General features: G+C 39.0%; 11 protein-coding genes, 1 tRNA gene and 1 pseudogene. 10 read left to right on the top strand and 3 right to left on the bottom strand.

Annotation, left to right across the window (positions count from 1 at the left end; all coding sequences use genetic code 11):
- The first annotated feature begins 463 nt into the window (after positions 1–463).
- The 10 genes and pseudogenes from AN391_RS18400 to AN391_RS18355 all read left to right on the top strand — a co-directional run bounded on the left by AN391_RS18400 (position 464) and on the right by AN391_RS18355 (position 8,958).
- Positions 464–2,002 carry a transposase gene (locus AN391_RS18400; protein ID WP_055016733.1) on the top strand — a complete coding sequence of 513 codons (1,539 nt, stop codon included), beginning with the start codon at positions 464–466 and terminating at the stop codon, positions 2,000–2,002.
- A gap of 214 nt (positions 2,003–2,216) precedes the next feature.
- Entirely contained in the window at positions 2,217–3,302 is a 1,086-nt protein-coding gene (locus AN391_RS18395) for a YecA family protein (protein ID WP_055016732.1), read from the top strand.
- A gap of 336 nt (positions 3,303–3,638) precedes the next feature.
- Positions 3,639–3,938, top strand: a pseudogene (locus AN391_RS18390) (thymidylate synthase); the annotation flags it as partial.
- Positions 3,939–3,957: 19 nt separating this feature from the next.
- Positions 3,958–4,836, top strand: coding sequence for a UTP--glucose-1-phosphate uridylyltransferase GalU (gene galU, locus AN391_RS18385; RefSeq protein WP_055016730.1), 879 nt, complete (start codon positions 3,958–3,960; stop codon positions 4,834–4,836).
- A 590-nt stretch (positions 4,837–5,426) separates the two neighbouring features.
- Positions 5,427–6,125, top strand: coding sequence for an SPOR domain-containing protein (locus tag AN391_RS18380; RefSeq protein WP_055016729.1), 699 nt, complete (start codon positions 5,427–5,429; stop codon positions 6,123–6,125).
- Between the two features lie 86 nt (positions 6,126–6,211).
- Entirely contained in the window at positions 6,212–6,751 is a 540-nt protein-coding gene (locus AN391_RS18375) for an SPOR domain-containing protein (protein ID WP_152967918.1), read from the top strand.
- Positions 6,752–6,803: 52 nt separating this feature from the next.
- Positions 6,804–7,397, top strand: coding sequence for a FlgO family outer membrane protein (locus AN391_RS18370; RefSeq protein WP_055016727.1), 594 nt, complete (start codon positions 6,804–6,806; stop codon positions 7,395–7,397).
- 13 nt (positions 7,398–7,410) lie between these two features.
- Complete coding sequence (locus AN391_RS18365; RefSeq protein ID WP_055016726.1) at positions 7,411–8,103, top strand: FlgO family outer membrane protein; 693 nt, start codon at positions 7,411–7,413, stop codon at positions 8,101–8,103.
- A gap of 8 nt (positions 8,104–8,111) precedes the next feature.
- The gene (locus AN391_RS18360; RefSeq protein WP_055016725.1) at positions 8,112–8,789 is read left to right on the top strand and encodes a FlgO family outer membrane protein; all 678 of its coding nucleotides are present in this window, start codon (positions 8,112–8,114) and stop codon (positions 8,787–8,789) included.
- A gap of 94 nt (positions 8,790–8,883) precedes the next feature.
- Positions 8,884–8,958: transfer RNA gene (locus tag AN391_RS18355), tRNA-Arg, on the top strand.
- A gap of 241 nt (positions 8,959–9,199) precedes the next feature.
- Here AN391_RS18355 and AN391_RS18350 read toward each other — a convergent pair.
- The 3 genes from AN391_RS18350 to AN391_RS18340 all read right to left on the bottom strand — a co-directional run bounded on the left by AN391_RS18350 (position 9,200) and on the right by AN391_RS18340 (position 11,396).
- Positions 9,200–9,412 (bottom strand): hypothetical protein, encoded by a 213-nt coding sequence (locus AN391_RS18350; RefSeq protein WP_055016724.1) that lies wholly within the window; start codon positions 9,410–9,412, stop codon positions 9,200–9,202.
- Between the two features lie 256 nt (positions 9,413–9,668).
- Positions 9,669–10,019, bottom strand: a complete 351-nt coding sequence (locus AN391_RS18345) for a hypothetical protein (protein WP_055016723.1) — start codon at positions 10,017–10,019, stop codon at positions 9,669–9,671.
- 444 nt (positions 10,020–10,463) lie between these two features.
- Complete coding sequence (locus tag AN391_RS18340) at positions 10,464–11,396, bottom strand: hypothetical protein (protein WP_055016722.1); 933 nt, start codon at positions 11,394–11,396, stop codon at positions 10,464–10,466.
- Positions 11,397–11,683: the final 287 nt, after the last annotated feature.

Raw genomic sequence — 11,683 nt, 5'->3', positions numbered from 1 at the left:
GCGATTTCTCGTTGTTTAAGAAATTTACCTAATAAAAAACATAATTATTTTTAGAGTGTAATTTAGTTAATAAATCTCAATTTAAGTGCTATATTTCATTATAAATCAATAAGTTCTCAACGCGCCGTGTATTCTCGACTTAAGTGGCACTGATCACAGGATTGCTCATTTGCGCAAAGAGCCTCTTAATCTTGATGAAATTAAGTCATACGTACAAAAAATATAACAAACTGTTTAAGAGTGATTCGCAACGCGTGGCATTTTTACTATGCGTTGTGTTTAGTGTTTAAGGTGGTATGCGGTGGCTTTTGTATTGCGTTGCTCACACCTTAACAGGCCGTTGAGGCTGTAGAGTTACTCTTTTTAGAAACATATCCTACTATACAAAACTGATTGTTTTTTAACCTTTAAACCACAGGGTTGCTGTGATCTAATAGATATTATTCACTCACGGTAAATTGTTATGGCCAACTACAAGCCTGACTTATCCTGCCAAAATAAATTCATCCCCATCAATTTCGCTGAGCAAATTTTACTAGGTACCTTTGAGTATGCGCTTTGTTATATTGTCGAAAATAAACTCGACTTGTCGGGCTTTGACGCGTGGTATAACAACGATAAAACGGGTGCCGCGGCGTATCCGCCTTCGGTAATGCTAAAGATTATTTTACTCGGTTATGCGCATGGGTTAATAAGTAGCCGCCGAATTGCCAAAGCGTGTGAGACGAACATTTTATTTATGAGTGTGTCGGGTGATATTCAGCCGCATTACACATCAATAGCAGGCTTCGTGGCTAAAATGCATGAACAGATTGAGCCGCTATTTACGCAAGTACTGATGATATGTGATGAAGAAGGCTTGGTAGGCCGCAACCTATTTGCTATTGATGGGTGTAAATTAAAGTCCAATGCGAGTAAAGAGTGGAGCGGCACATTTGATGAGCTTGGTCGCAAAAAAGCAAAACTAGAGCGCGCAAGTAAACGCATCATTGAACGCCATCAAGCCCAAGATGGCCTAAGTGAAGAACTTGTCACTCAGGACTTAAAGCAAAAAGAAAAACTCGATAAAAGCGCCGCTAAAATCACGGAGTTTCTAGCCACCCATCAAGAGAAAACAGGCAGTAAAGGCAAGCCAGTTAAAAGTAATATCACCGACCCAGACAGCGCAAAAATGACGACCTCCAAAGGCATCATTCAAGGCTACAATGGCATTGCGATAAATGACGACAAGCACCAAATTATACTGCAAGCACAAGCATGGGGCTCAGTGGGCGAGCAACAAACACTCCAGCCAGCCGTTGAGCAATTAAAACGACAACTTGATAAATTAAATACTGATAAAATCACAGACGAACGGACAATTAAGTTCACCGCAGACAGTGGGTTTAACAGCGAAGCAAACCTAGAGTTTATGGCGCAAAGTGGGTTTGATACATACATAGCCGATAATCAGTTTAGAAAACGAAATCCGCTATTTAAAGAGAGTGAAACCTATGAAACAGAGCAAGAAAAACGCCGATTAAAACGCAGTAAAGGCAAGCCTCGGTTATTTACCTCAAACGACTTCCACTATGATGAAGCAACCCAAACCTGCCGGTGCCCCGCAGGCAATGATATGTGGCGAAGCGGAGTTAATGTAAACAGCCACAACCAACAATACACCCGATTCTGCGGTTACTTAAGAGACTGTAAAGTATGCCTACTGCAACAGCAGTGCATGCGAAAGCCACCTATAAAAACAGGGCGACAAGTGCAGTTTAAAAATGATGAATCGCGTAAAAAGTTAAGCTACATGGATAAAATGAAGGTCAAAATAGACAGCCCGATGGGGCGACGGCAGTACAGTAAACGACTTGGCTGTATAGAGCCAGTGTTCGGGAATATTACAGTAAACAAAGGCATGAATAAATTAACCTTACGGGGACAAACGAAAGTGAATGCCCAATGGCAGCTGTATTGCCTTGTTCATAACATAGAAAAGCTGCAAAACAGGCTGCATTAAGAAAGTTAAGTCCTTATCACCTTAAATAAGCCACTCAAACACCTGTAATCCCTCCCAAAACGCCAATTAAAACAACACCAAGCTCTTTTTATTTTCTGCGGGAAAATACAGTAATCAATTGAACCAAAATAGGAACTCGGCTATGGTTAATTCATCAATAAAAATAAATTTAAAACGAGTTAATCTACAGGCTCGTTAGTTGATCAAGGAAAGTATGGCTAAAATTGGTAGAAATGAGCCGTGTTGGTGTGGTTCAGGTAAGAAATACAAAAAATGTCATTATTTAAGATCAGATGAAATTGCTCATCCAATAGGGCGACTGCTTGCCGAAATAAAGTCAAAGACAGCACATAAAGAATGTCTTCACCCAGAAGCAGGGAAAGGCCAATGTAGTAAAAAAGTTATTGATGCGCATTCGATTCAAAAGAGTGGACCTTTAAAACATATCATTGATGACACCAGTCATGTTTACAAGTTTAGTATTGACAGTAATGGTAAAAAAGAAATTTCAAAATTAGGCTGGCAAAAAGCATCTACCTTTAAAGGGTTTTGCGGAGTTCATGACAAGGCAATGTTTAGCCCCATAGAGGATGAAAGCTACACAGGCTCTCAATTACAGTGTTTCATAGCAGGTTATCGCGCTTATGCACTCGAATATTTTAAGAAGGTAAGTGTTATAAAAGGTCTTCCTTTCATGAAAGAAAATGTCGACAGAGGCATGAAGCATGAAGAACAGTTCGAACTGCAAAGAACCTTGGAAGCAATGAACCAAGGATTCATGAAAGGCGTTGAGGATTTTAAGGAAACATTAAATTTGTATGTAAATCATCATCGGCAACAAAGCTATGATGAGTTTAAAAGCGCTTCATTCTATTTCAGCGGTGACTTAAGCGTAGTTGTCGGGGGTGCATTTGCTCCAGACTTTTCGATAGATGAAGAGAGAATCCAGTCACTGGAACCGGGTGTAAAGTTTGTTGAGAACCTATCGGTAAACACTCTGAATACTGACCAAGGTTATGCGATTGTGTTCTCATGGCCCAAGAAGTATAAGAAATGCACCAAGTTCATTGAATCTCTGATTGAGGTAGATAAAACATTACTTCCAAGCAGATTAATTGAAATTATCTTTAGCTACATTGAAAACAGTTATTTTTCTAAAGCTTGGGTTGATAGCTTAGACAGTGCCAAAAGAGCGGTAATTGAAGCAATGGCCAGAAATCCTATCCAATATGGTGAGCCAATAAAATTTACTGATTACAATTATACAAATTGGAATATAGATCGTGTTGTTCTCAACTAATAAACGCGTGTTGTCGGACTGGTTTTCCGCTGCGATCCAATCCAGCCGTAAATGCGGGCGTTACCACTGTCCGCTCATGGCACTTTTCTGACTTTGTATTTAATTTAAGAATATATAATTTAAAACGAAAATTGATAAGTGGTTGTTGGGTACTCTTTAAGTTAGAATATATAAATATCCGAATTGATAAAAGTTAATTTTAGAGTTAGTAAAGGGTTCATTGTTCGAGTATTAAAATTAATTTCGAAATGTGCATAAAATAATTTTGCACATTGCAAATACTTCACACTTTACTATATTGCATAACGTATTGTGCATAAATTAAGGGTTGTAAAACCTCTAGGCCTTAATTTTAATCAAATTCAGTGTTTTGTATTACTGGCCTTGGTTGCACAAATTACCGGCCATAAAGCAGGCAAGGCGTATCATAAAATTGCTAATGCGCATATTTACGAAAACCAGTTACCGTTGATGCGCGATGTACAGTTAAAACGTGAGCCGTTCGATTCACCGCAATTAAATATTAACCCAAACATAAAATCACTAGAAGATATAGAAACATGGGTAACACGAGACGATTTTGAAGTAGTAGGCTATCAATGCCACGAACCAATCCAATATCCGTTTTCAGTATAATAAGATTAAGGAGAACAAGATGAAAGCAGTGATCCCAGTAGCAGGCCTCGGAACGCGTATGTTACCTGCCACAAAAGCCATCCCTAAAGAGATGCTTCCAGTGGTAGACCGTCCGCTTATTCAATATGTAGTAAATGAAGCGGTAGCCGCAGGCGTTAAAGAAATTGTACTTGTAACGCACTCAAGTAAAAACTCTATCGAAAATCATTTTGATACCAGCTTTGAGCTAGAAGCCACGCTTGAAAAACGTGTAAAGCGGCAATTACTTGCCGAAGTACAGGCAATTTGCCCTAAAGATGTAACCATTATTCACGTGCGCCAAGGGGAAGCCAAAGGTTTAGGTCATGCAATTAATTGTGCTGCGCCAATTATTGGCAACGAACCCTTTGTGGTTATTTTGCCAGATGTGATTGTTGATGACGTAGAGAGCGATCTTAAAAAAGACAACCTAGCAGAGATGATCGCCCGTTTTGAACAAACTAAGCACAGCCAAATTATGGTTGAGCCAGTACCCATGGACGAAGTAGACAAATTTGGTGTTGTTGATTTAGGTGACATAGAGCTTCACCAAGGCGAAAGCTCGCCAATTATTAACATGGTAGAAAAACCACCAGTAGATGAAGCACCTTCAAACCTATCGGTAGTAGGGCGTTATGTATTAAGCGAAAAAATTTGGCCACTGCTTGCTAAAACGCCGCAAGGGGCTGGTAACGAAATTCAACTTACAGACGCAATTGCCATGCTAATGGAGCAAGAAAAAGTAGACGCTTACGCAATGAAAGGCCGTAGCCATGATTGTGGCAGCAAAATAGGCTACTTAAAAGCAACGATAGAGTTTGCCCTGCGCCGCGACGAGTTTGCAGATGATTTAAAAACATTTATTAAATCGTTAATTTAGGTTTTATTAAATCACCGACCAAGGCGCCTAAAGGCGCCTTTTTTTATAAAAAAACACAAATGCTAAGCTTTTAAATAGTGCTTTTACAATTTTGCATACTAGCTAATCTGTACGCTAAGTAATTAATCTATCTTGAGCCGTTATTATAGCGTTAACTACGTTGAATTTACTTGCAATAGGCCCCTTATTGAGACGTAATTTTGCCTTGTTTTCACTAAAAATTTCAGGCTAGATAGAGTAAATTTAAATACCAGCCTAATTCAATATGTTAGTTAATCTCTTAAGTAGAGCTCAGGTTAATTAAACATGCTAGTTGTAAAAATGGTCTACGCTTATTTATGTTCTGAATTTGACTTGCGTTATATATCTACATAACGTAATTTATATTGTAAAGTTTATGTTAATTGGCATTAAAGTTGTATTAAAAGCCAAACTCACGGAAGGGATACGTTAATTATTACCTATGTAGGTCAATTAGCGTGCAGGAGCAAAAATTGCTCATTGTTTAAATTGCTAAGTTAAACGCTTTCTTGTGAGAATGTTTAACTGAAATGTAAGTGCACAGGCACTGCTTTCAGGATAACGGGTACATGCTTAAATTAAAAAAATATTATAAACACTTTTTTGTATGCCTTTTTACGCTTACGTTTGGCTCGGCGTGCTCTATTACGCCTACAGCTAAACCTGCTATTGATAATGAAATACCTAACACCGCGCCCGATTACGTATCGATAACGGCACTGGAGCTGGCCCAATTAAAAGATGCCGCCATGCAATGGCAACAAGCACGCGCCGGTATAGAGCGCATTTTAAAGCTTGAAAAAGAAATTACTTACCTCGTTAATCATATAGATATAATAAACTCTAAGGCGATTGCACAATCTAATGCAAGCCCTGCCTACAGCAGCCGCTATGCTCGTACACCTTCGCGTATAGTCAGTAACAAGCCACGTCGCCAGCAAAGGTATAAAGCCGCTAACAATAATCAAAAGCAAACAATAAAGCTTAATACACCTAAACATGTATTTGCATTACAAGTTGCTTCGGTCGACTCTAAGCAAGATGTAGCCAAGGCTTGGCAAGAGCTGAATACTAAAGCAGCACCACTATTTAGGGATAAAATATTAACCAACGTAGAAACCGCAAAAATAAATGATAAAACCTTTTATCGCTTGAAGCTTGGCTCTTATAAAAGCCTTAAAAATGCCAAAGCCGACTGTGAAGTATTTAAAATGTATAAGCTTGACTGCATTGTAAGTAACTATACCGACAAGCCAATTAAACTTTAAAGCTGATAGCTCGATAGCCCTGACTTGCTAAGCGTTGATTGGCTGTTAAAATAGCGCCCACTCTTACCCAAATTAACAACATACTTATGCTGCACTACAAGGACTTTTTAGCTACATTAGTTTTAGGCTCTGCATTAGCAAACAGTGCTCACGCACTAGCGACAGATCAAAAGCAGGCGGTGTTTATTAAAAAGGATGATTTAGCTGTACTAAAAGAGTCTGCGCAGCAGTGGCAACAAACCCAGCCTCAATTAGAAAGACTGTTAAAGCTAGAAAGTGAATTACAGCGCACAGTCGATAAATTAAAACAACTAAATACGCAGCCAGAGCTAGAGCAAACCCAGCAAGCTAATCACTTAGCTGTTATAAATCCAAATGCGCTGTTTGCAGTTCAAGTAGGGGCTTATAAAAATAAAGCGGTACTTGAAGCGGCTGTAAAACAATATCAATCGGTGCCAAATATGCTTGAAGTTAATACCGAACAAGTACTCATTGAGCAGCACACATTTTATAGGTTAAAGCTTGGTGCGTTTAAAACAAAAAAAGCAGCTGAAGATGCATGTAAGTCATTAATAAAAATTAATAACTGCTTTGTAACCTATTATGTCAAAACGCCTCAAAGTTAATTAGGCATAATAATTGCTTTATCCTCGATATGTTTTAAAGAGGACGGCAACTATGCGCCTTTTACTGCCTTTAGTATTGTTAAATTTAACTGCTTGCAATTTGGTTCCACCGCCTGAACCGAGTGTACCTACTGACGCGCCAAAAGCAGCAATGGCACCCTATACTGTAAACGAGTATGTAGCCAATCTAACCTCGCAGCTTAATCATATAAATGGCGCTTTAAATGCCAATGCGCGCATTGGTGTGAGTAGCTTTTTTTATGCCGATGCTTTAGATACTAAGCTAGTAGCAGGGCAGGCCTCGGGTTTGAGCTTACAAATTCAAGAAAGCTTACTAACGCAATTTACCCAGCTTGGCTATCATACTGTTGAGTACCGCCTTGGTAATAACCTTATATTAGCGCAAAACGCAGACAGCATATTAAGCCGCGACTTAAGTAAACTACGCAATCGCCAAAATATTGACTTAGTCATCACCGGCACTGTAACACGCCAACAGCATGCGTATATAGTTAATGCACGACTCGTTAATATTGAAAACAAGCAAGTATTGTCGGCAGGCAGCACAGAGATCCCTATAAATGTAATGTGGGGAAGTGAAAAAATTCAGCAGCGCGACGGCTCTTTGTACCGCAGCGAATATTAATCAGGAGCACACCATGAGAAACCTATTAATTACCCTATGTTTGCCATTAGGCTTTGGCTGTTCGCAAATGCTAAATTCGCTACATTCAGAGCCGGAGCAAGTTGAGCAAGACAATGCAGCCCAGCTTGTTTCAGAGCAACGTGCGGTAAAAGCACCTGTAGCAAATGACGCGTTATTTCAGTCTAATTTAAACAAGCAAAGCAACTACACTAAAAGTGCCCCTGCAAAACGCAAAAATATAAACCATTATGTGCGCGGTATAATGCAAGACATGGTCGAAAACCTGCAATACGTAAACGACAAAACGCCACTTGCCGTTTCTAGCTTTGTGTTTTTAGATGATGATTACAGTGATGGAAGCCTGTTAGGTAACCAAATAGCCGAAAGCTTTATGCACGAACTGCATAGTTTTGGAGTACCGGTTATCGATTTTAAAACCACCGATTATATGCGCGTAAGCCCCGCAGGCGACTTTGTATTTAGCCGCGACTACCTAGAGCTAAACCAAGATCAAAACTTTAATTACGTATTAGCAGGAACACTTGTGAGCCACCAAGGCGGCGTACTGGTAAATGCACGAATAGTGGGCATTAAAAGTAAAGCAGTAGTGGGCAGTGCGCAAGGTTTTATACCGCAATCAGTGGTTGATGCGTTAAACAGTAGCTATCGCACCGACGGAATTATGCTTAAACAAGCCAGCGAGTGAGGTTGACCATGTTTTACAAACTATCTGCTATAGCGGGGCTAACGGCAATGTTAGCATTAACTGGCTGTTCAATAACGCAAAATAATGAGCATAACGAAAACATTAACACGCGCTCAGATTACACCGTGGTAACGCAAAGTAACCAACCAACGCCAATATATGCTAACCAATCTGTGCAGCAGCAAAGTGAGTACGACACAGCAAGGCAGTTTACACCGCTTAAACATCACAAAACATTGGCAAACTATGTAGAGCAAATGGCGCTGGATTTAGTTGATACGCTTGAAGCCGAAGCGCCCGATAACAATAGCATCAACATAGCGGTTACCACCATTGTCGATTTAGACGCATCGCTTAATAAAAGTAATCAGTTGGGTAATCAATTAGCAGAGACGTTTATTCATCAGCTGCAAAAGTTTGGCTACGGCGTGGTCGATTTTAAAACCATGGACAACATTGATGTATCAAATAGAGGCGACTTTGTGTTATCTCGTGATATAGAAAAGCTAAGCGAAAGCAGCATGGCTAACTACGTATTAGCAGGTACGTTAATTTACCGCCCAAATGGCGTAGCAGTAAATACCCGCGTTATAAATGTTCACAGCAAACATATTGTGGCAAGCAGCCGCAAACTCATACCACTGTACGTGTTAAACAAAGAAGATATATATTTATCAAGCAATTAAGTTAATTTTAGCTTGATATGAAAAACAAGATGCCGTTATAATTTTTGTAAGCTGTAAGCTGTAAGCTGTAAGCTGTAAGCTGTAAGCTCGATGCGGCCTCTTAGTTAAATGGATATAACGGCCCCCTCCTAAGGGGCAGTTGCAGGTTCGATTCCTGCAGGGGCTACCAATAAAATCAAAAACCTAATGCAATATTTGTAACTCTTTTGTGCCTGCGTAGGTCGGATAAGCGAAGCGCCATCCGACACAGTAAAATACCTTATCAATTATTATCAATATTTTATGCTGTCGAGTGGCTGGAGAGTGCCAACAGCAGACATTCGTCACGCCTTGTAAAGAGTCAATTAAATAGTCAACGAAGGATTAAAAACAACTGTTTTTAATCCTTTTAAACGACTTGCATGGTGCTTTTAGTTAAGCTTCCCGTTATTTATATACATAGTTTCACATGTCCACTCAACATCTTGTATGTTAGCTTTAAGTTTACTATTAGCAAATTGTTTAGCCATTTCTATTTTGCATGATTTCATAAAAGTGGATTTCTCATATGTAAAACCAAGATAAATAGATACTGAAATTGTTATTATGCCAATAATAAATATAGCTAATGTTTGTGGTTTCATTTGAAATCCTTTAAATACGACAAAATGCTAATAACTCATCTAACACCTAATTAACTGGCAAAATTGTTGGCTAAAATGAGCAAAAGCCAACTGTTATTTGTCCTGCTTTAACGACTTGTATGGACAATAGACCCATAAATTAATTATTATTCTAACCTGGTTCGGGTAATGTGAGGCCCAAGCTTTGGCTGCAACCAAAGCCTTTTATACAGTAGTTCGATTGAGCGTAGGCTCCTCTTGTTATGTGTTTATTACACTAACAAAACTGTGGGCTTGCTCTACTACAGTCACCACTTGAACCTCCAGAAAACATTTGGAGTATGATATTGAATGTAATAATTGCCCAAATAGAATATGTAATAAATTTACCAACCTTTGTTTGACTGCCAATGAGCCCAAAAGTAAGCAATATTAACGCAAATAAACCAGGAAGAGTATTTACTAAAACGCTTTCGAAACCATTTATTAGTTTATACTTTGGAGAAGTTGCCAAAGACCACATAATTGAAAGTAATCCGATAGAGAGGCCTGGCCAGTCAGCAAGAAACCATTCCCAATAATCATCTTCTTTCTTCACTTTTTTGTCATCTTCAGTATCAAGACTCACACCTTTCTCCAGGCAATAATTAGAAACACATAACAATTTAATAGTGCGCTCACCGCTGCCGACCTAACGCTCATTTATCTATTTTGTATAGTTTTAACAAATTACCTAAGGCATTACTATCACTAAGTTTTCTAAAACTTTAAAGAGAAGTTAAATAGAACAATATGTGCTCGTCGCTCATTTGCATTAATATATGCGCAAAGAGCTGTTTAACAAATCAATTAGCGACGATATTTAGCCAATCTCAATGACCGCTTATCGCTCAAAGCCGCTCTTAAAAAACTAGATACTATTAACTACTGAGTTGAAGTGTTAGTAAAACAGTAATTTTAATAACTACACATAAAAAGCGAGTAAATATAAATCTACTCGCTTTACAATTTTGACAGCTAAAAGCTAAAAGCTAAAAGCTAAAAGCTAAAAGCTAAAAGCTAAAAGCTAAAATTAACCATCACTCGTAATCTTATCTATCAGCTCACCAAGCACCACTTCGGCTTTGCTGGTTTCTACTTGGCAGGTGCCGGCGTTTAAGTGGCCGCCACCGCCGTATTTAAGGCATAACTCGCCAACATTGGTATTTGAGCTGCGGTTGGTGATTGATTTACCTATGGCAAATACTACGTTTTGTTTTTTAAGGCCCCACATTTTGTGAATTGATATATTGCAGTCGGGGTATAGGGCGTAAATAACAAAGCGATTGGTGGCGTAAATGGTTTCTTCTTGGGTTAAATCTAGTACCACGAGGTTTTTATGCACGGTTGCACATTGTGCTATTTGCGCTTTGGCCTTTTCGTTATGCTCGTTATATAGCGCAACGCGTTCAGCTACATCTTCCATTTTTAAAATCTCTTCGATGCTTTGATCTTTACAGGCATCGATGAGTTTCATCATTAATTGGTAGTTTGAAATTTTAAACTCGCGGAAGCGGCCAAGGCCTGTGCGTGCATCCATGATAAAGTTCATTAATACCCAGTCTGTTGGGTTGAGTATTTCGTCTTTTGAGAACTGCGCGGCATCGCCTTTATCTACCGCGTCCATCATGTCTGTGCTGATATTTGGAAATTTTTCTGCGCCGCCATAATAATCATAAACAACGCGTGCAGCAGAAGGGGCTTTAGGGTCAATTACGTGGTTTTTAATATCGCTGGCGTTACGTACGGTTTCGCTTAAGTGATGGTCAAATGCAATGTGGCACCCTGCAACGTAGGGTAGGTTAGTGGTAATGTCGTTTGCAGTTATGTCTATTTTGCCATCTTGCATGTCTTTTGGGTGTACAAATAATATGTCGTCAATTAGGTCTAAGTCTTTTAGCAGTACGGCACATACCAAGCCGTCAAAATCGCTGCGGGTGACTAGTCTAAATTTGTTATTGGGCATAGCTTTTCCATCTTGTTGTGATTGAGTTATCAAATAAGTGTAACAGCTAAAATGATTTTTGAGAGGTTATAGCAATCTAATTAAATATTTAGTCATTCTAGCGTGCTAAATAAAGCGTAAGCGGCGTTGTAAATTTTTAAGTAGAACAGGTACATATCAAAATTAATGCGTTGTTATTACTTTATTTATCTGTGGCTACAAGTAACGCATAATTTAATACAGTTGGTATGAGGGTTAAAAAAGCACATAAAAAAGCCAAAACGACTGTTTTGGCTTTTTGTTAGCAA

Origin of the sequence: Pseudoalteromonas sp. P1-13-1a (genome assembly GCF_001401875.1) — a bacterium.
Taxonomy (GTDB): Bacteria; Pseudomonadota; Gammaproteobacteria; order Enterobacterales; family Alteromonadaceae; genus Pseudoalteromonas.
The sequence above is the reverse complement of the archived record's forward strand: the minus strand, read 5'-3'. Positions and strand labels throughout refer to the sequence as shown.